This window comes from Agromyces agglutinans, assembly GCF_009647605.1.
GTDB lineage: Bacteria > Actinomycetota > Actinomycetes > Actinomycetales > Microbacteriaceae > Agromyces > Agromyces agglutinans.
This window is the reverse complement of sequence record NZ_WJIF01000003.1, coordinates 162917-182865: the sequence shown is the minus strand read 5'-3', so window position 1 is coordinate 182865 and position 19949 is coordinate 162917. Positions and strand designations below refer to the sequence as shown.

The following is a 19949-nucleotide window of genomic DNA, read 5'->3' as shown; positions in this document are numbered from 1 at the left end:
CGCTGGTAGCGTCGCCAGCGAATGTCGGTGGCACGTCGTCGTGCCGGGAATCGGGAGTCAAGGATGACGCAGCGCTCGAGCACGCGCAGGTGGTTCGCAACGGTCCTGGCGGGGGCGCTCGCGGCATCCGCCGTGGTGGTGCTGCCGGCGGTGCCGGCCGCCGCGGAGGAGCGCACGTTCGCGCTTGTCGGCAGCCTGCAGGACGAACTCGGCTGCCCTGCCGACTGGGCGCCCGACTGCGCCGAGACCGAGTTGGCCGCGACCGACACCCCGAACGTGTACGCCGCCGAGTTCACGGTGCCGGCCGGCTCCTACGAGTACAAGGTCGCCGTGAACGACGCGTGGGACGAGTCGTACGGACTGAACGGCGGCGACGACAACATCCCGCTGACGGTGGCGGGCGACACCCGCGTGCGCGTCCTGTTCGACGACACGACCCACCGCGTGGGCCTCGAGCTCCTCGACGTGCGCGGCTCGTACGACGAGGCAACTGACGCGGCGCTCGTCGCCGACCCGGTGCGCCAGCCCGGCAGCGACGAGCAGTTCTACTTCGTGATGACCGACCGGTTCGCCAACGGCGATCCGTCGAACGACACGGGCGGCCTGGCCGGCGACGCGCTCACGACCGGTTTCGACCCGACCCACAAGGGCTTCTACCAGGGCGGCGACCTCGCGGGCCTGCACTCGCAGCTCGACTACATCGAGGGCCTCGGCACGACCGCGATCTGGCTCACGCCGAGCTTCATGAACCGCCCCGTGCAGGGCGAGGGCGCGAACGCGAGCGCCGGTTACCACGGCTACTGGGTCACCGACTTCACGCAGATCGACCCGCACCTCGGCACGAACGCCGAACTGAAGGCCCTCATCGAGGACGCGCACGAGCGCGGCATCAAGGTGTACTTCGACATCATCACGAACCACACCGCCGACGTCATCGACTACGCCGAGGGGGAGTACGCCTACATCGACCAGGCGACCGAGCCGTACCGCGACGCGAGCGGCACGGCGTTCGACCCGGCCGACTACGCCGACGCCGACACGGGCGCCGACTTCCCGGCGCTCGACCGGGCGACCAGCTTCCCGTACACGCCGGTGCTCGGCGCCGACGAGGCCGACCTCAAGGTGCCGGCCTGGCTCAACGACCCCACGCTGTACCACAACCGCGGCGACTCGACGTGGGAGGGCGAGTCCGTCACCCACGGCGACTTCGTCGGCCTCGACGACCTCATGACCGAGCACCCGACCGTCGTCAACGGCTTCGTGGAGGTCTACCAGGACTGGATCGACCTCGGCATCGACGGCTTCCGCATCGACACCGCCAAGCACGTGAACTTCGAGTTCTGGGAGCAGTGGTCGGCCGATGTGCTCGACTACGCGCGCACCGTCGCCGGCAAGCCCGACTTCTTCATGTTCGGCGAGGTGTACGACGCCGACCCCGTGAAGCTCTCACCGTACGTGCGCAAGACCGACATGAACTCGGTGCTCGACTTCACGTTCCAGTCGCAGGCCGTGAGCTTCGCGGCCGGCAACTCGGCCAAGAACCTGCAGGCGCTGTTCGCGGGTGACGACTACTACACGACCCCCGACTCGTCGGCGTCGGCGCTGCCGACCTTCCTCGGCAACCACGACATGGGCCGCGTCGGGTACTTCCTGAACTCGACCGCCCAGCCGCTCGAGCGCGACGAGCTCGCGCACGAGCTGCTCTTCCTCACGCGCGGGCAGCCGGTCGTCTACTACGGCGACGAGCAGGGCTTCGCGGGCATCGGCGGCGACCAGAGCGCGCGGCAGACGCTGTTCCCGACGCAGGTCGCCGAGTACCGCGACCAGACGCTCGTCACCGGCGAGCCCTTCGGCACCGGTGAGCACACGTCGACGGATGCCCCGCTCTACGAGCACATCGCCGACCTCGCGGCGCTGCGCGCCGCCCACCCGGCCCTCGAGACCGGAGCGCAGATCGAGCGGTACGTCGACAACGGCGCGGGCGTCTACGCGTTCAGCCGCGTCGACCGCACCGAGAAGGTCGAGTACCTCGTCGCCGCGAACAACGCGGCCGAGGCGAAGACGGTCTCGGTGCCGACGCTGACGGACGACGGCGTCTTCGCACCGCTGCACGGCGGCGACGGCGCGCCGATGACCGCCGACGCCGAGGGCGTGGCATCCGTCACGGTGCCGCCCCTCAGCACCGTCGTCTACAGCGCCGACCGCGCGGTCACCGCGCCCGACGCGGCATCCGCGATCTCGGTCGCCGTGCCGACGGCGGGCGCCGGCGTGACCGGCGTGACCCCGGTCGCGGCCGACGTCGACGACGCGACCTGGCAGGAGACGAGCTTCGCCTGGCGCGTCGCGGGCGCGGCCGACGACGCGTGGCAGCCGCTCGGCACCGCCGAGGACACGTCGCCGCGCGTCTTCCACGACACCGAGGGCCTCGCGAACGGCACGCTCCTCGAGTACCGCGCGATCTCGACCGACGCCGCGGGCAACCGCGCCGCGGCCTCGACGTACGCGTCGGTCGGCAACGCCGTGAGCCTCGTCGTCGAGGAGGAGCCCGAGCAGCCGATCGACCTCGTGACGGTTCCGGGCAGCCACAACTCCGAGATGGGCTGCGCCGGAGACTGGACGCCCGGCTGCGAGCAGGCGAAGCTGACCCTGCGCGCCGACGGCGTGTACGGCGGCACCTTCGACCTGCCTGCGGGCGACTACGAGTTCAAGGTCGCGATCAACGGCAGCTGGGACCTCAACTACGGCGCGAACGGCGAGCCGAACGGGGCCAACCTCGCGTACAGCCACGCCGGGGGCCCGGTCTCGTTCTACTGGGACCCGCGCACGCACCAGGTCGCGACCACGGCCCTCGGCCCGATCGTCACGCTGCCCGGTTCGTACCAGCCGGCCGTCGGATGCCCCGGCGACTGGGCTCCCGACTGCCTCGCCTCGCTGATGTTCGACGGCGACGGCGACGGCGTCTACACGTTCTCGACGGATGAGATCTCCGACGGCGCCTACGAGGCGAAGGTCGCGCACGGTCTCTCGTGGGATGAGAACTACGGCGTCGGCGGCGTGCCCGGCGGCCCGAACTACACGTTCACCGCGACCGAGGGCAAGCTCGTCGAGTTCCGCTACACGCTCGCGACGCACGTGCTGGAGATCGTCGTGACCGATCCGCCGCTGGCCGGCACGGGCGAGCTGCGCGCGCACTGGATCGACGCCGACACCATCGCGTGGCCGCCGTCGCTGCTGGGCGACGCTGCGGCGACGGATGCCTCGTGGACCCTCGAGCACGCTGCCGACGCCGGTCTCGGCGTGGTCGACGGCGCCGTCGCGGGCGGCGGCGAGCCGGTCGAGCTCGAACTCGACCCAGCCGGGCTCAGCGACGAGCAGAAGGCCGCGTTCCCCGCGCTCGCCGGATTCGTCGCGCTGAAGCCCGTCGGCCTCGACCGGGCGGCGGCGCAGTCGCTGCTCACCGAGGAGATCGCGGTCGCGCAGCGGGAAGGCGCCGAGCTGACCGCCTTCACGGGCGTGCAGATCCCAGGCGTGCTCGACGACCTCTACGCCGAGGCCGTCGCCGACGTCGAGCTCGGCGTGAGCTGGTCGGGCGACGAGGCCACCGCGACGATCTGGGCGCCGACCGCACAGGCGGTCGGGCTCGAGCGCTGGGATGCCGGCGCCACGGGCGACCACGAGCTCGTCGAGGCGACCTTCGACGACGCGTCGGGCACGTGGGCCGTGCCCGCGGCATCCGTCTCGGCGGGCGACGAGTACCGCTGGAACGTGACGGTCTACGCGCCGACCACCGACGCGATCGAGCAGAACTCGGTGACCGACCCGTATTCGGCCGCGCTCACCGTGAACTCGGCGCGCACCGTCGTCGTCGACCTCGACGACCCGGCTCTCGCACCCTCGGAGTGGGCCGAGACGCCCGCGCCGACCGTCGAGCGCAGCGTCGACCGCGCGATCTACGAACTGCACGTGCGCGACTTCTCGATCACCGACGAGACCGTGCCCGAGGACGAGCGCGGCACGTACCGCGCCTTCACGCGCGACTCGGCCGGCACGGCGCAGCTCGCCGAGCTGGCGGAGGCCGGCATCACGACCGTGCACCTGCTGCCGACGTTCGACCTCGCGACCATCGAGGAGCGCCGCGAGGCGCAGGCGCAGCCCCCATGCGACCTCGCATCGTTCGGTCCGGCGTCGAGCGAGCAGCAGGCGTGCATCGCCGCGATCCGCGACGCCGACGGCTTCAACTGGGGCTACGACCCGTTCCACTTCCAGGCGCCCGAGGGCTCGTACGCGGTCGACCCGAACGGCGGCGCGCGCGTCGCCGAGTTCCGCGAGATGGTCGGGGCACTGCACGGGCTCGGACTCGAGGTCGTGCTCGACGAGGTGTACAACCACACCGCCGAGGCGGGCCAGGGCGGCAAGAGCGTGCTCGACCGTGTCGTGCCCGGCTACTACCAGCGGCTGAACCTCGCGGGCGGCGTCGAGACCTCGACCTGCTGCCAGAACGTCGCGACCGAGCACGCGGTCGCCGAGCAGCTCATGGTCGACTCGGTCGTGCTGTGGGCCCGGCAGTACAAGGTCGACGGCTTCCGGTTCGACCTGATGGGCCACCACTCGAAGCAGAACATGCTCGCGGTGCGGGCCGCCCTCGACGAGCTCACGCTCGAGGAGGACGGTGTCGACGGATCGAAGATCTTCCTCTACGGCGAGGGCTGGAACTTCGGCGAGGTCGCGAACAACGCCCTGTTCGAGCAGGCCACGCAGGGCCAGCTCGGCGGCACCGGCATCGCCACGTTCAGCGACCGGCTGCGCGACGCCGTGCACGGCGGCAGCCCCGTCGCCGCCGACACGAAGTTCCAGCAGGGCTTCGGCACCGGACTCGGCACCGACCCCAACGGACGGCCCGGAACCCCGTCGCAGGAGGAGCAGCTCGTCGACCTCGCGCACCAGACCGACCTCGTGAAGCTCGGCCTCGCGGGCAACCTGCGCGCATACGAGCTCGAGGCCTCAGACGGCACCGTGAAACGCGGCGACGAGCTCGACTACCGCGGCTCGCCGGCCGGCTACGCCGACCAGCCCGACGAGATCATCACGTACGTCGACGCGCACGACAACGAGACGCTGTACGACCACGGTGTGCTGAAGCTGCCGGCCGACACGACCATGGGCGACCGCGTGCGCATGAACACGCTGTCGCTCGCGACCACCGCGTTCGCGCAGACGCCCTCGTTCTGGCACGCCGGCACCGAGTTGCTGCGGTCGAAGTCGCTCGATCGCAACAGCTACAACTCGGGCGACTGGTTCAACCGCATCGACTGGACCGGCCAGGAGTCGACGTTTGGCTCGGGCCTGCCGATGGAGGCCGACAACGGCGACTTCTGGGACGAGATGGCGCCGCTGCTCGCCGACCCGGCCCTGAAGCCGCAACCGGCGGACATCGCCGCGGCCGAGGCATCCGCCCTCGACCTGCTGCGCGTGCGCTCGAGCGTCGACCTGCTGCAGCTCGGCAGCGCCGAGCTCATCGACGAGAAGGTCACCTTCCCGAACAGCGGGCCGGATGCCGCGCCCGGGCTCATCACGATGCTGATCGACGACACCGTGGGCGACGACGTCGACCCGGCCCTCGACGGCGCGCTCGTGGTGTTCAACGCGTCGCCCGAGCCGGTGACCGCGCCGGTCGAGGGGCTCGCCGGTCGCGACTTCGCGCTGAACGACGTGCAGGCGGAAGGTGCCGACGAGGTCGTCAAGGCGACCGCGTGGGATGCCGCGACCGGCACGGTCACGATCCCGGCGCGCAGCGCCGCCGTGCTCGTCGACGAGCAGCCGCCGCCGGCCGTCGCGACGTTCCTGCTCGCGGCACCGACGAAGCTCGTCGCCAAGGCAGGCAGCACGGTGCGCGAGGTCGGACAGGTGTTCGCGGTCGACGGCTCGCGCCCGACCGGCACGGTGAGCGTGACCGTCGACGGCGAGCCCGTGGCGACCGAGCGAATCGACGCGAAGGACCGCGGCCGGTTCGACGTGAAGCTGCCGAAGCTCGGCCGTGGCCTGCACTGGGTGCGCGTGTCGTTCGACGGCGACGAGGGGTACGCCGACGCGGGCTACCCGCCGGTGCCGTTCCTCCTCTGGTGAGGTGCCGCCTGCCCGCGGTGCGAGTTGCTCGCCGCCGTGCGACGTCCTCGTCGCACCGGCGCGCGCAACCCGCACCGCGGCGGGGCGAAGTGTCGGCAGCGTGCGGTAGCTTCGCGAGCGGATCGAGGGGAGATCGCATGATCGTCGAACTGACCAGGTTCAGGGCCGCAGACGCCGAGGCGCTGCTGGCCGCGCGGCCGGCCATGGTGGCCGAGTTCGCGGAGGATCGAAGCGGGTTCCTCGGCGCGAGGCTCGTGCGACTCGTCGGCGACGAGTGGCTCGACATCGTCGACTGGGAGTCGGCCGACGACCTCACGGCGTCGCGCGCCAAGGGGGCGAACCTGTCCGGCATCGCGGCGTTCTTCGCCGCCATCGACAGCCTCGTCGCCTCCGAGGACGGCGAAGACGTGAGCTCGTCGGGCCGGTAGCGTCGGCGCGCACCCGTCGGTCGAGGATCGCGCGCACCCGACCGTCGACGAGCGCGCGGCGGAGGAGCACGCGTATCGAGACCACCCACGGGGTCTCGATACGGTCGCTGCGCTCCCTTACTCGACCACCGACAGGCGTCGCCTACTCGACCGCCGGCTCCCCGTCGCGCTCGGCGAGCAGCGCATGGCACCGCTCGAGCCGGGCGAGCCACCACGCGGTGCGGTCGGCATCGGCGGCGTACCGGTCGAGCAGCGCGGGGTCGGCGTCGACGCGGCGCACGGCGACCGAGCCGGCTTCGGGCAGCAGGGCATCGCGCGTGACATCCGCGGCCAGCAGCGATGCGGTGCCGAGCCCGCAGTCGTAGTCGAGCTCGGGCACCGCCGCGGCGAGGTGCGCACCCATCGCGAGCCCGATGCTCGTGTCGAGCGCGCTCGACACCACGACCGGCAGCCCCGTCGCCGCGACGATCGCGAGGGCGCGCCGGATGCCGCCCAGCGGCTGCGCCTTGATCACGAGCAGGTCGGCGGCGCCCGCCTCGGCCACGGCCAGCGGGTCATCCGCCCGTCGCACGCTCTCGTCGGCGGCGATCGGGATGCCCATGTACTCGGTGCGCCGCCGGATCTCGGCGAGCTCGTCGACGGTCGCGCACGGCTGCTCGACGTACTCGAGGTCGAACTCGGCCAGCGCGTGGATCGCGTGCTCGGCCTCGTCGACGTTCCAGCCGCCGTTCGCGTCGAGACGGATGCGCCCCTCGGGCCCGAGCGTGTCGCGCACGGCGCGCACGCGTGAGACATCCTGCGCGAGGGTCTGATCCGACCCCGCGACCTTCACCTTCGCGGTGCGGCAGCCCGGGAACCGGGCGAGCACCGCGGCGACGCTGTCGGGGTCGACCGAGGGCACGGTCGCGTTCACCGGGATGCGATCGCGCAGCCCCGGCGGTGCCTGTCGCCAGCCGAAGTCGACGGATGCCGCGAGCCAGGCGGAAGCCTCGTCGTCGTCGTACTCGGCGAAGGGTGAGAACTCCGTCCATCCCTCGGGCCCCTCGAACACGAGCGCTTCGCGCACGTCGATGCCGCGGAACCGGGTGACGAGCGGGAGCGCCACGACGCGTGCCGTCGCCAGCAGGTCGGCGAGCGGGGGCAGGGGCAGGGGCATGGGCCAAGTCTGCCCCCCGCCGAGTGATGACGGAAGTGCCTCGCGGGCACACCGGATCGTCATCACTCGGGACATTTCGTCGTCACTCGGCGGAGGACGGGGAGGGGGAAGCGGAGGGGGGCGGGGGGAGGGGGAAACTAGGCTGGAGGCATGGCAGCCGAGGTCTCCGAACTGTTCGATCCGGCCGAGTGGGAGCCCGCACCGGCCGGGGCATCCTTCACCGACCTCACCTACCACCTCTCGCGAGACGGCCGCATCGCACGCGTCGCGTTCGACCGGCCCGAGGTGCGCAACGCGTTCCGCCCGCACACCGTCGACGAGCTGTACCGGGCGCTCGAGGACGCGCGCACGAACCCGCGCATCGGCGTCGTGCTGCTGACCGGCAACGGGCCGAGCGCGAAGGACGGCGGCTGGGCGTTCTGCTCGGGCGGCGACCAGCGCATCCGCGGACGCGACGGGTACAAGTACTCCGACGCCGAGACCGCGATCGTCGACGGCGCCGGCGGCACCGCCGACCCGCACGGGCACGCCGCGGTCGGGCGCCTGCACATCCTGGAGGTGCAGCGGCTCATCCGCTTCATGCCGAAGGTCGTCATCGCGGTCGTGCCCGGGTGGGCCGCGGGTGGCGGGCACTCGCTGCACGTCGTCTGCGACCTGACGATCGCGAGCCGCGAGCACGGGCGGTTCAAGCAGACCGACGCCGATGTCGGCTCGTTCGACGCCGGCTACGGCTCGGCGTACTTCGCCCGCCAGATCGGGCAGAAGTTCGCGCGCGAGGTGTTCTTCCTCGCCGAGGAGTACTCGGCCGATCGAGCCCACGAGATGGGCGCCGTGAACCGGGTCGTGCCGCACGCCGACCTCGAGCGCGAGGCGATCGCGATGGCGCGCACGATCCTCACGAAGTCGCCCACGGCGATCCGCATGCTGAAGTTCGCGTTCAACGCGGTCGACGACGGCATGGTCGGCCAGCAGGTGTTCGCGGGCGAGGCGACGCGCCTGGCCTACGGCACCGACGAGGCCGTCGAGGGACGCGACGCGTTCCTCGAGAAGCGCGACCCCGACTGGGGCCCGTACCCGTGGCACTACTGATGCCGGTTACCGCACGCCGGTCGAGCCGCCCGAGCCGGTTACGGGAGACCGCGTGAAACCGCTCGTGAAGGTTTCCGCGGCGGAGGTCCCGGCGCTGACTGCCGAACTGCGTGCCGCGCTCGACGGCGGTCCGGCCGTCTGGCCGGTGCCGGGGCCCGAAGGTCTCGATCCGCTTCACTTCTCGACCGACCCGACAGTCGACGACGCGATCGCGCTCGTCGTCGAGACGAGCGGGTCGACGGATGCCCCGAAGCGCGTGCTGCTCCCCGCCGAGGCCCTCACGGCGAGCGCCGACGCCACCCACGACGCGCTCGGCAGCACGGGGCAGTGGCTGCTGGCGCTGCCCGGCCACTACATCGCCGGCGCGCAGGTGATCGTGCGCGGCATTCTCGCCGGAACCGAGACCGTCGCCGTGCCGCCGGGCCACTTCGAGCCGACGGCGTTCGCCGAGGCATCCGCCCGTCTCGCTCCCCGCGTGCCGCACTACACGTCGCTCGTCCCGGTGCAGCTGACCCGACTGCTCGACGCGGCCGAGCGCGACGCGTTCGTGGCGGCGGCCGTGCGCTCGTTCGACGCGGTGCTCGTGGGCGGGCAGGCGCTCGCGCCGGCGCTCGCTGAACGTGCGGCCGACGCGGGCGTCCACGTCGTGCGGACGTACGGTTCCAGCGAGACGGCCGGCGGCTGCGTCTACGACGGCAGGCCGCTCGACGCGGTGCGGGTGCGCACCGCCGCCGACGGCGTCGTGGAGCTCAGCGGCCCGATGCTCGCGGCCGGATACCTCGGCGACGCCGACCGCACGGCCGCCGCGTTCCCGACCGATGCCGACGGCACGCGGTGGTACCGCACGGGCGACCTCGGCGAACTCGACCGCGACGGTCGACTGCGGATCCGCGGACGAGCCGACGACCTGATCGTCTCGGGCGGCGTGAAGGTGGCGCTCGGCGAGGTCGAACGCGCGATCCGGGGCATCCGCGCCGTGCCGAGCCTCGCGGGGGCCGTCGTCGTCGGCGCACCCGACGCCGAGTGGGGCGAACGCCCGGTGGTCGTGACGACCGGGGCATCCGTTTCGTCGCGAGACCTCGCCGCCGCGACGGATGCCGCCGGGCTGCCGCCCGCCGCGCGCCCGGTGCGCGTCATCGTGCTCGACGAGCTGCCGCTGCTCGCGAGCGGCAAGCCCGATCGACGGGCGATCCGCGCGCTCGCCGCGGCGGCCGGTGGCGTGGCCGGCGACGCGGCCGGCGATGCGCGCGCCTGATCGCCGACGGTCGCGCGCAGCTGCGGCGAAGCCGCGATCGTTACGATGACGGGGTGGCACGCCCGAACGACAAGCGGATGACTCCCGCAGAAGCCCCCTCCAAGCCGAAGTCGCGCACCCATGGCCGGTCCGGCAACCCCGGGAAGGCCGTGACCGCGCCGACCACCGCGCGCGGCCGGGCAACGGCCGGCGACTGGATCGCGGGCGCGCGCCTGCGCACGCTGCCGCTGGCGATCTCGCCCGTCGCGCTCGGCACGGGCGCCGGCGTGGTGCTCATCGCCGACGGGCCGTGGCATCCGGCTCGCGCGCTGCTCGCCCTCGTCGTCGCGCTGGCGCTGCAGATCGGCGTCAACTACGCCAACGACTACTCCGACGGCGTGCGCGGCACCGACACCCACCGCGTCGGCCCCGCCCGGCTGACCGGATCGGGCGCGGCGAAGCCGAAGCAGGTGCTCGCGGTCGCGCTCGCGTTCTTCGCCGTCGCGGCGCTCGCGGGCCTCGCCCTGACCGTCATCACGCAGCAGTGGTGGTTCCTCGCGGTGGGCGCCGCGGCCATCATCGCGGGCTGGTTCTACACCGGCGGCAAGCGCCCCTACGGCTATGCGGGGCTGGGCGAGGCGTTCGTGTTCGTGTTCTTCGGGCTCGTCGCGACGCTCGGCTCGACCTGGGTGCAGGCGACCGCCCTGAACCTCGAGTCGATCCTCGGCGGCGTCGGCGTCGGCCTGATCGCGTGCGCGGTGCTGATGGCCAACAACCTCCGCGACGTCGAGCAGGACCGGGTGGCCGGCAAGCGCACGCTCGCGGTGCTCGTCGGCCCGATGGCCGGACGCATCCTGTTCGCGATCTTCCTGCTCGTGCCGTTCGGGCTCGTCGGTTTCCTCGCGTTCCTGTACCCGGCGGCGATCCTCGTGCTGTTCGCGCTGCTCGTCGCGATCCCGGCGTGCGTGATCGTCATCTGGGCGCGCACGCCGCGCGAGCTGATCCTCGCGCTGCAGTTGGCGAGCGTCACGTCACTCGCGTACGGCATCGGCCTCGGGCTGGTGTTCGCGCTGTAGCGCCGCCCGGCTACTCGGCGTTGCGCTCGCGGGCGTCGAGCACCGCGTCTTCGGCGTCGTCGTCGGCCGACGTCGGCTCCTCGGTGCGGTGGCGCACGGTGTAGAGGTCGCGCGACATCGCATCGCGCGCCTTGCGCAGGAACACCGCCGAGGCCGCGAGTCCGAACAGGGCGGCGACCACGGCGGAGATCCACCACGTCACCCCGGCGAGCATGAGCACCGCGAACGGCACGGCGAACAGCAGCACGCGCAGCACGGAGTACCAGATCCAGACGGGGACGGATTTCACCCTGACAGTGTAGGCGCGCGATCCTGTGCGGTCGCTCCCAGCCGAACGTGATGCTGGCGTGCCTATACTCAGGGCATGCTCGTCAGGCTCGTCCCCATCGCGGTGGTCGTGGTCGTAGGTGTCATGGTCTACGCCATCGTCGACTGCGCGCTGATCGACCGGATGCGCATTCGCGGTCTGGCCCGCGGCTGGTGGATCGCCATCATCCTGATCCCCGTGCTCGGACCGGTGCTGTGGTTCACCATCGGCCGCGGCCCGGCCGACCGCGCCACGCGCGGTCGTTCGCGCGGGCCGATCGCACCCGACGACGACACCGAGTTCCTGCGCGGCCTCGAGCGCGACGCCCAGCAGGAGGACCGCATCCGCCGCCTCGAGCAGGAACTCGCCGACCTCGACGAGCCGACCGACGACGCCGACACCGGCCCCGCCGACGGCGACGGCGCGACCCACGACCACCGGCGCCCCGACGCGCCCGACAACGGCGACTCCGGATCCTCCGGCCGGCCGAATGGCTGAGGCCGCCGCCCCCGACCCGCACCGCGAATCGCCAGCCAGCGCCTTCGCGCTCGCGCTGCTCACCGAGTTCGTCGCGCTCGGGGTGACCGATGTCGTCGTGGCGCCCGGGTCGCGGTCGCAGGCGCTCGCACTCGCCGCCGCGGAGTTCGAACGGGCCGACCTGCTGCGCCTGCACGTGCGCATCGACGAGCGCGGCGCCGGATTCCTCGCGCTCGGGCTCGGCGTCGAGACGGGCCGTCCGGCCGTCGTCATCACGACCTCAGGCACGGCGGTCGCGAACCTCCATCCCGCGGTCCTCGAGGCGCACCACTCGGGCGTGCCGCTCATCGCGCTCACCGCCGATCGGCCGGCGGAGTTGCGCGGCATCCGCTCCAACCAGACCACCATGCAGCCCGGCATCTTCGCGGGTGCGGTGCGCCTCGAGCGCGACGTCGCGCCTCCCGAGACGGTCGATGCGAACGCGGATGCCCCGCGCCTGGCCCGCCGGGCCGTCGAGGCGGCGCTCGGCATCGACGATCGAGGGGTGCCGATCGCGCATCCCGGCGCGGGCCCGGTGCACCTCAACGTGCAGTTGCGCGAGCCGCTCTCGGCGCCGGTCGAGATCGATCGGGCCGCGGTCGCCGCGCGCCGCGCGCACCTCGCGGAGCTGCACGCGCCGGAGGCGAGCGGTGCCGGTTCCGCCGCCGCGGCATCCGGCAGTGCATCGGATGCCTCGCCGGCCGGCAATCTCGTCGCCGCCGGGCCGCGCACCCTCGTCGTCGCCGGCGCGGGCGCCGGGCCCGAGGCCGAGGCGTTCGCCCGGGCGGGCGGTTGGCCGCTCGCGGCCGAGATCACGAGCGGGGCGCACTTCGGGCCGAACCTCGTCGTCGCCTACCGCGAGCTCCTCGCCGAGCCGGGCTTCGGCAACCGGGTCGAGCGGGTCGTGGTGTTCGGGCATCCGACCCTCTCGCGCGAGGTGCCCGCGCTCGTGCAGCGCGACGGCGTCGAGTCGATCGTCGTGGCGCCCTCGGGCATCGAATGGTTCAACCCCGGGCGTCGCGTGCGCCGGTTCGAGCGGGCCGTGCACGCCGAATCGCACGTCCCGACCGCCGAGGAGCGAGCGTGGACCGGCCGGTGGGTGCATGCGAGCCGGGCCCTGCTGGCCGAGGGGGAGTCCGACGGGTCCGACTCGTCCGGCGCGTCCGCGCGGAGCGGCGTCGACGAGACCGGGCACGTCAGCGATTACGCGGCGCAGCGGGCGTTCCTCAAGGCGCAGCTCGCGGCGGTGCGCGAGCCCGTCTCGCGACGCATGCTCGTCGAGTCGGTCTGGTCGGCGACCTGGCCGCACGACCGACTCGTGCTCGGGGCATCCCGGCTCATCCGCGACGCCGACCGCGTGGTGCCGGGTCGTCGTATCTCGGCCCATGCCAACCGGGGACTCGCGGGCATCGACGGCACCGTCGCGACCGCTGTCGGCATCGCCATCGCGAGCCAGCGCGCGCCCGAAGCGAAGCCCGGCACGACGCGCGTGCTGCTCGGCGACCTGACCCTGCTGCACGACGTCGGATCCCTCCTGCTCGGCGCGGGCGAGGCGCCGCCGCGTGTGCAGGTCATCGTCGGCAACGACGGCGGCGGCGCGATCTTCGACGCGCTCGAGGTCGCGGCATCCGCCCCGGCCGACGCGTTCGACCGAGTGCAGTTCACCCCGCAGCACGTCGACCTGGCCGCACTCGCCACGGCCTACGGATGGACGTATCAGCGTGCTGCCACGCGCGGCGAACTCGAGGAGGCGCTCGGCACCGCGGTCACGGGCCCGACCCTCGTCGAGGTGCCGCTCGAGCGCTGAGGGGCCTCGGGGGATCGATCCCTGTCGATGGGTCGACAAGTCGACCGCGCAGTCGGCAGGATGGAGCATCCGGCGCGGTGTCGCGTCGCCACCAGGGAGGTCGCCGTGAGCCATGAGCCGTTCTGGACCGAGGACCCGGCGCCGCTGCTGCGCGTCGAGCCCGGATTCCGTCTCGCCGACACCCCGTCGAGCGGTCATCCCGGCTTCGTCGGGGGCAAGCGAGAGGGGCATCGCGCGCTCGCCCAGGGCGCCACGGCGCTCGCCGACCTGCAGGAGCGGCTCTTCGCGTGCAGCAGGCTCGGCGACGAGCGGCGCATCCTGCTCGTGCTGCAGGCCATGGACACCGCGGGCAAGGGCGGCATCGTCAAGCACGTGATGGGGTCGGTCGACCCGCAGGGCGTGCAACTCGTCGCGTTCAAGAAGCCGACCGACGAGGAACTCGCCCACGACTTCCTCTGGCGCATCCGCAGGGAGGCCCCCGAGGCGGGCATGATCGGCGTCTTCGACCGCTCGCACTACGAGGACGTGCTCATCGGGCGCGTGCGCGAACTCGCGCCGGCCGAGGAGATCGAGCGGCGGTACGGCGCGATCAACGCGTTCGAGGCCGAACTCGCCGACGCCGGTACCACCATCGTCAAGGTGATGCTGCACATCTCGCGCGACGAACAGCGCGAGCGGCTGCTCGAGCGGCTCGACCGCCCCGACAAGCACTGGAAGTTCAATCCCGGCGACATCGACGAGCGCGAGCGCTGGAACGACTACGCCGAGGCCTACCAGGTCGCCTTCGATCGGACCTCTGCGCCGCACGCGCCCTGGTACGTCGTGCCCGCCGACCACAAGTGGTACGCGCGGCTCGCGGTGCAGCACCTGCTGATCGACGCACTCGACCGCATGCAGCTCGAGTGGCCCGCGGCCGACTACGACGTCGCCGAGCAGCGCGAACGCCTGCTCGCGACGGGCTGAGCGCAGCTCGCGACCGGCTGAACGCCTCAGCCGCCGAAGGCCTCGACGATCGGGCGGAACTTCATGTCGGTCTCGGCGAGCTCGTCGGCCGGCACCGAATCGTGCACGATGCCACAACCGGCATATGCCGTGACCGTGCCGTCGGCGTCGACCTGCGCGCAGCGCAGCGCGATGGCCCACTCGCCGTCGCCGTCGCCGTCGACCCAGCCGACCGGACCCGCGTAGCGGCCGCGATCGAAGCCCTCGAGCTCGGCGAGCGTCTCGAGCGCGATACGGCGGGGCGTGCCCGCCACGGCGGCGGTCGGATGCACGGCGCGCACGAGGTCGAGCGAGGTCGACCCGTCGCCGAGCGTGCCCTTCAGGTCGGTCGCGAGGTGCCAGAGGTTCGGCAGCTGCAGCGTGAACGGTTCGGGGCTCGCGTCGAGTCGCGCGGTGTGCGGCGCGAGGCGGTTCACCGCGCTCGCGACCGCGAGCGCGTGCTCGGCGAGGTCCTTCGTGGAGTGCTGCAGGGCGACGGCACGATCGCGGTCGGATGCCTCGCCGGCACCGCGCGAGGTCGTGCCGGCGAGCACGCGCGCCGAGACCTGGCCGTGGTCGACGCGCACGAGCGTCTCGGGGCTCGCACCGATCAGGCCGTCGACCGCGAACACCCAGGTGTCGGGGTAATCCTCGGCGAGTCGCGAGATCGTCGCGCGCAGCCCGTCGTCCTCGTGCAGCTCGCCGACGAGCTGTCGCGCGAGCACCACCTTGCGGAGCTCGCCGGCATCGATCCGGCGCACCGCCTCGGCCACCGCCGCCTCGTATGCCGCCGGCGGCACACTCCCGGGCGTGAACGTGACGCGAGGCACCTTCCGCTTGGGCGCCGGCTCGGGGATGACGATGCCGGATGCCTCGGCGTCGGCTCCGGGCGCTGGCGCCGAGGCATCCGGATCGATCGCATCGGGGTCGCCCGTGGCCAGGGCGATGCGGGTGACCCACGCGCGCCCGTCGCGGCGGCCGAGTACGAGCTCGGGCACGATGAGCACGCTCGTGGCCGCCGAGTGGGAGGCGAAGGCGAAGGCGCCGAACGCGATGAGCCCGGTGCCCGGCAGGCCCACTCGGTCGTCGATGTCGGCGTCGGCCGCGAGGGCCGTCCACGCCGCCGCGGCGTCCTCGATTCGGTGAGCGCCGCTCGATTCGATGCGCGCGACCTCGCCGAGCCCGACCACGCCCTCGCCCCGGCGCAGCCAGACGAGCGGGTTGCGCGGGTCGGTTCGGGGGATCAGCGGATCCGTCTCGTCGACCGGGAAGGTGCGCACGACGAGCCGCGGCTCGGCGGCGGCGGGCGCCGGGGCATCCGTGTGGCTCACCGGTTCAGCCTACGTCCGCTGCCGCCGGCGCCGCGTGCGCGCGTCGCCCGTGCGCCGCGGATTCAGGCCGCGACGACCTCGACGCCGTGCCAGAACGCGACGTGGTCGGCGATCTCTGCGGCAGCGGGCTTCGGGGTGGGGTAGTACCAGGCCGCGTTGGGGTTGCGGGAGCCGTCGACCTCGACGTGGAAGTACGACGCGGTGCCCTTCCACGGGCACACGGTGCGGTTCTCGCTCTCGTGGAAGTAGCGGTCGTCGATCGACTCGCGCGGGAAGTAGTGGTTGCCCTCGACGACCACGGTTTCGGGCGATTCGGCGATCACGGCGCCGTTCCAGATGGCCTTCATGCGTTCCTCTCGGAGGTCGGCACCCGGCCGGGCGGCAGGGCGCCTCATGGTGCAACGGGCAGGCCGGGGGCGGCATTCCCGCCGGCGTATCCGTCGCCCGCTCGACCGCCGGGAAGGCACCGCATCGCCGTAGACTCGGAGGATGACCCGCGCAGATCTCGGCAAGGACCCCTCGCAGGTGTCCGCGATGTTCGACCGCGTCGCCGCGGGCTACGACCGCACGAACACGGTGCTCTCGGTCGGCAACGCACCGCTCTGGCGGATCTCGACGACGCGCGCGGTCGACCCGAAGGCGGGCGAGCGCATCCTCGACGTCGCCGCGGGCACCGGCACCTCCAGCGCGAGCCTCGCGAAGTCGGGCGCCTCCGTCGTCGCGGCCGACTTCTCGCCCGGCATGATCGAGGTCGGCCGGCGCCGCCAGGCGCACGTGCCGAACCTCGTCTTCGTCGAGGCCGACGCGACCGCGCTGCCGTTCGGCGACGACGAGTTCGACGCCGTGACCATCTCGTTCGGGCTGCGCAACGTCAACGAGCCCAAGGTCGCGCTCGCCGAGTTCCTGCGCGTGACCAAGCCGGGCGGGCGGCTCGTGATCTGCGAGTTCTCGCACCCCCCGGCCGCACTCGTGCGCGCGGGCTACGGCTTCTACCAGAGGTACGTGATGCCGCCGCTGGTCAAGCTCTCGAGCTCGAACGACACGGCGTACGAGTACCTCAACGAGTCGATCCGGGCCTGGCCCGACCAGCGCGCGCTCGCCGGCTGGCTGCGCGAGGCGGGCTGGTCGCAGGTCGAATGGCGCGACCTCACCCTGGGCGTCGTCGCGCTGCACCGCGCGGTGAAGCCGGCCGCTGCGCAGGCCGAGTAGCGAGCGCGGCGAGACCCGCACTCGACCGACGGGCGGGCGCCGACCGCCCCGGTAGGCTGGGACGCGTGAAACCGAGCCTCCCGGTCGCGCGTCGCGGCTCCTCACTCGCCGCCAACCTCGGGTTGAGCGAGCGGGTCTTCGCCTCCGCCGCCGACCGCGCGATGGCCAAGGCGATCGACGCCGGGCTCGAACGCGTCGAGCAGGGCCTCGTGCGCGAGGTCGGCTACGCCGATCCCATCGCCGCCCAGCCCGCCCGCTACCTCCTCGAAGCCGGCGGCAAGCGCGTGCGCCCCATGCTCACGCTCCTGACCGCGCAGCTCGGCGACGGCGTGACCGACGACGTGGTCACGGCGGCCGAGGCGATCGAGATCACGCACCTCGCGAGCCTCTACCACGACGACGTCATGGACGAGTCCGAGCGCCGGCGCGGCGTGCCGAGCGCGCAGACCGTGTGGGGCAACTCGGTCGCGATCCTCACGGGCGACCTGCTGTTCGCGCGAGCGAGCCAGCTCATGGCGCGCCTCGGCGAGCGGGCGATCCGCATGCAGGCCGACACGTTCGAGCGGCTCGTGCTGGGCCAGCTCCACGAGACGGTCGGCCCCCAGCCGGGCGAGGACCCGATCGCCCACTACATCCAGGTGCTCGCCGACAAGACCGGTTCGCTGATCGCGGCGGCCGCGCAGTCGGGCATCATCTTCTCGAACGCCGACCCCGCCTTCCAGGAGCCGATCATCGCCTTCGGCGAGCGAATCGGCGTCGCGTTCCAGCTCATCGACGACGTGATCGACCTGTCGCCGAGCGCCGCCGAGACGGGCAAGGTGCCCGGCACCGACCTGCGTGCGGGCGTCGTCACGCTGCCGCTGCTGCGGCTGCGCGAGATCGCGAAGACGGATGCCCCGGCCGCGGCCCTGCTCGCGCGCATCGAGCGCGACGTCATGCCCGCCGAACCCGGCTCCGTGGCATCCGACCCGGTGGACACGAACACGCAGGCCGCCCGCATCGTGCCGTCGGCGGCGACCGTCGACGCGATCGTCGCCGACCTGCGCGAGCACGAGGCGACGCGGGCGACGCTCGCCGAGGCGCACCGCTGGGCCCGCGACGCGGTCGACGCGCTCGCGCCGCTGCCCGACGGACCCGTGAAGAAGGCGCTCACGCGCTTCGCCGACACCATCGTCGAACGGTCCAACTGACCGAAGAGCCCCGAGGAGACATCGAACCCGTGACGAGGAACAAGCTGCGCCTGGCGATCATCGGGGCCGGTCCCGCCGGCATCTACGCCGCCGACATCCTGCTCAAGTCGGAGCGGCACTTCGACGTCTCGATCGACCTCTTCGACCACCTGCCCGCGCCGTACGGGCTCGTACGGTACGGCGTCGCCCCCGACCACCCGCGCATCAAGGGCATCATCACCGCGCTGCGGGAGGTGCTCGACCGCGGCGACATCCGCATCTTCGGCAACGTGCGCTTCGGCGAAGACCTCACGCTCGACGACCTGAAGCGCCACTACAACGCCGTGATCTTCGCGACCGGCGCCGTGAAGGACGCCGACCTGCATCTTCCCGGCATCGACCTCGCGGGCTCCTACGGCGCCGCCGACTTCGTCAGCTGGTTCGACGGGCACCCCGACGTGCCGCGCACCTGGCCGCTCGACGCGAAGGAGGTCGCGGTCATCGGCAACGGCAACGTCGCCCTCGACGTCTCGCGCATCCTCGCCAAGCACGCCGAAGACCTGATGGTCACCGAGGTGCCGCCGAACGTCGCCGAGATCCTCGCGGCTTCGCCCGTCACCGACGTGCACGTGTTCGGCCGCCGCGGGCCGACGTCGGTGAAGTTCACGCCGCTCGAGCTGCGCGAGCTCGGCGAGCTGCGCGACGTCGACATGATCGTGTACGACGAGGACTTCGACTACGACGACGCGGCGCGCGCTGCCGTCGCCGGCAACAAGCAGGTCTTCGTCATCGACAAGGTGCTGCAGCAGTGGCGGCAGCGCGAGGTCGGCCAGGCCTCGCGGAGGCTGCACCTGCACTTCTACGCCAAGCCGATCGAGCTCGTCGACGACGGCACCGGGCGGGTCGGCGCGATCCGGTGGGAGCGCACCGAGCCCGACGGCGAGGGCGGCGTGCGCGGCACGGGCGAGATCCGCGAGCAGTCGGTGCAGGCCGTCTACCGCGCGGTCGGGTACTTCGGCTCGCCGCTGCCGGGCATCCCGTTCGACAAGAAGTTCGGCGTGATCCCGAACCACGAGGGCCAGGTGCTCACGCGCGACAAGCAGACCGGCGAGGCGCGCCAGATGTACGGCGTGTACGCGACCGGCTGGATCAAGCGCGGACCCGTCGGGCTCATCGGGCACACCAAGTCCGACGCGATGGAGACGATCAAGCACGTCATCAACGACCTCGGCAACTGGTGGAATCCCGAGTCGCCCTCCGAGGAGTCGATCGTCGAGCTGCTCGAGTCGCGGGGCATCCGGTGGACCGACCTCGACGGCTGGCACCGGCTCGACCAGCACGAGCAGGCGCTCGGCGCTGCCGAGGGCCGCGTGCGCGTCAAGGTCGTGCCGCGCGACGACATGGTGCAGATCTCGCGCGGCGAGGTGTAGCGGAGCGTAGGCGGAACCGGGCGCTCGGGCCTGTGCAGCTTCGCCGACCGGTGCATCCCGAGTGCGGTGCGTGTGCATGACCGCCGCGGCCGG

15 protein-coding genes are annotated in these 19949 nt (G+C 72.5%); 11 read left to right on the top strand and 4 right to left on the bottom strand.

What is annotated here, in order from left to right:
- Nucleotides 1–63: 63 nt before the first annotated feature.
- Both pulA and GE115_RS07030 read left to right on the top strand, forming a co-directional pair.
- Nucleotides 64–6123, top strand: a complete 6060-nt coding sequence (gene pulA / locus GE115_RS07035; protein ID WP_153684084.1) for a pullulanase-type alpha-1,6-glucosidase — start codon at nt 64–66, stop codon at nt 6121–6123.
- 137 nt (nt 6124–6260) lie between these two features.
- A complete protein-coding gene (locus GE115_RS07030) occupies nt 6261–6551 on the top strand; it encodes a hypothetical protein (RefSeq protein WP_153684083.1) in 291 nt (96 codons plus the stop codon).
- A 142-nt stretch (nt 6552–6693) separates the two neighbouring features.
- On the opposite strand, the gene GE115_RS07025 is transcribed toward GE115_RS07030, so the two are convergent.
- On the bottom strand, nt 6694–7707 hold the full coding sequence (locus tag GE115_RS07025) for an o-succinylbenzoate synthase (protein ID WP_172979756.1): 1014 nt from the start codon (nt 7705–7707) through the stop codon (nt 6694–6696).
- Between the two features lie 150 nt (nt 7708–7857).
- On the opposite strand from GE115_RS07025, the gene GE115_RS07020 reads away from it, so the two are divergent.
- From GE115_RS07020 to GE115_RS07010, 3 genes are all read left to right on the top strand, one after another.
- Nucleotides 7858–8796, top strand: a complete 939-nt coding sequence (locus tag GE115_RS07020; RefSeq protein ID WP_153684082.1) for a 1,4-dihydroxy-2-naphthoyl-CoA synthase — start codon at nt 7858–7860, stop codon at nt 8794–8796.
- A gap of 64 nt (nt 8797–8860) precedes the next feature.
- Complete coding sequence (locus GE115_RS07015; RefSeq protein WP_312854981.1) at nt 8861–10051, top strand: AMP-binding protein; 1191 nt, start codon at nt 8861–8863, stop codon at nt 10049–10051.
- 77 nt (nt 10052–10128) lie between these two features.
- The gene (locus tag GE115_RS07010; protein WP_153684354.1) at nt 10129–11106 is read left to right on the top strand and encodes a 1,4-dihydroxy-2-naphthoate polyprenyltransferase; all 978 of its coding nucleotides are present in this window, start codon (nt 10129–10131) and stop codon (nt 11104–11106) included.
- Between the two features lie 10 nt (nt 11107–11116).
- Here GE115_RS07010 and GE115_RS07005 read toward each other — a convergent pair whose 3' ends face one another.
- Nucleotides 11117–11395, bottom strand: a complete 279-nt coding sequence (locus GE115_RS07005) for a DUF4229 domain-containing protein (RefSeq protein WP_312854979.1) — start codon at nt 11393–11395, stop codon at nt 11117–11119.
- Between the two features lie 75 nt (nt 11396–11470).
- Between GE115_RS07005 and GE115_RS07000 the strand changes: the two genes are divergently transcribed.
- From GE115_RS07000 to GE115_RS06990, 3 genes are all read left to right on the top strand, one after another.
- Entirely contained in the window at nt 11471–11911 is a 441-nt protein-coding gene (locus tag GE115_RS07000; protein ID WP_153684081.1) for a PLD nuclease N-terminal domain-containing protein, read from the top strand.
- Nucleotides 11904–13736, top strand: a complete 1833-nt coding sequence (gene menD / locus GE115_RS06995) for a 2-succinyl-5-enolpyruvyl-6-hydroxy-3-cyclohexene-1-carboxylic-acid synthase (RefSeq protein WP_153684080.1) — start codon at nt 11904–11906, stop codon at nt 13734–13736. The genes GE115_RS07000 and menD overlap by 8 nt, the downstream gene beginning before the upstream one ends.
- A 105-nt stretch (nt 13737–13841) precedes the next feature.
- Nucleotides 13842–14699 (top strand): polyphosphate kinase 2 family protein, encoded by an 858-nt coding sequence (locus GE115_RS06990; protein WP_312854978.1) that lies wholly within the window; start codon nt 13842–13844, stop codon nt 14697–14699.
- 26 nt (nt 14700–14725) lie between these two features.
- On the opposite strand, the gene GE115_RS06985 is transcribed toward GE115_RS06990, so the two are convergent.
- Nucleotides 14726–16048 carry an isochorismate synthase gene (locus GE115_RS06985; RefSeq protein ID WP_312854977.1) on the bottom strand — a complete coding sequence of 441 codons (1323 nt, stop codon included), beginning with the start codon at nt 16046–16048 and terminating at the stop codon, nt 14726–14728.
- Between the two features lie 62 nt (nt 16049–16110).
- A complete protein-coding gene (locus GE115_RS06980; protein WP_153684079.1) occupies nt 16111–16395 on the bottom strand; it encodes a DUF427 domain-containing protein in 285 nt (94 codons plus the stop codon).
- 142 nt (nt 16396–16537) lie between these two features.
- On the opposite strand from GE115_RS06980, the gene GE115_RS06975 reads away from it, so the two are divergent.
- From GE115_RS06975 to GE115_RS06965, 3 genes are all read left to right on the top strand, one after another.
- Nucleotides 16538–17257, top strand: coding sequence for a class I SAM-dependent methyltransferase (locus GE115_RS06975; protein ID WP_153684078.1), 720 nt, complete (start codon nt 16538–16540; stop codon nt 17255–17257).
- Nucleotides 17258–17322: 65 nt separating this feature from the next.
- A complete protein-coding gene (locus GE115_RS06970; protein WP_312854976.1) occupies nt 17323–18447 on the top strand; it encodes a polyprenyl synthetase family protein in 1125 nt (374 codons plus the stop codon).
- Between the two features lie 29 nt (nt 18448–18476).
- Complete coding sequence (locus GE115_RS06965) at nt 18477–19856, top strand: FAD-dependent oxidoreductase (protein ID WP_312854975.1); 1380 nt, start codon at nt 18477–18479, stop codon at nt 19854–19856.
- Nucleotides 19857–19949 lie beyond the last annotated feature (93 nt).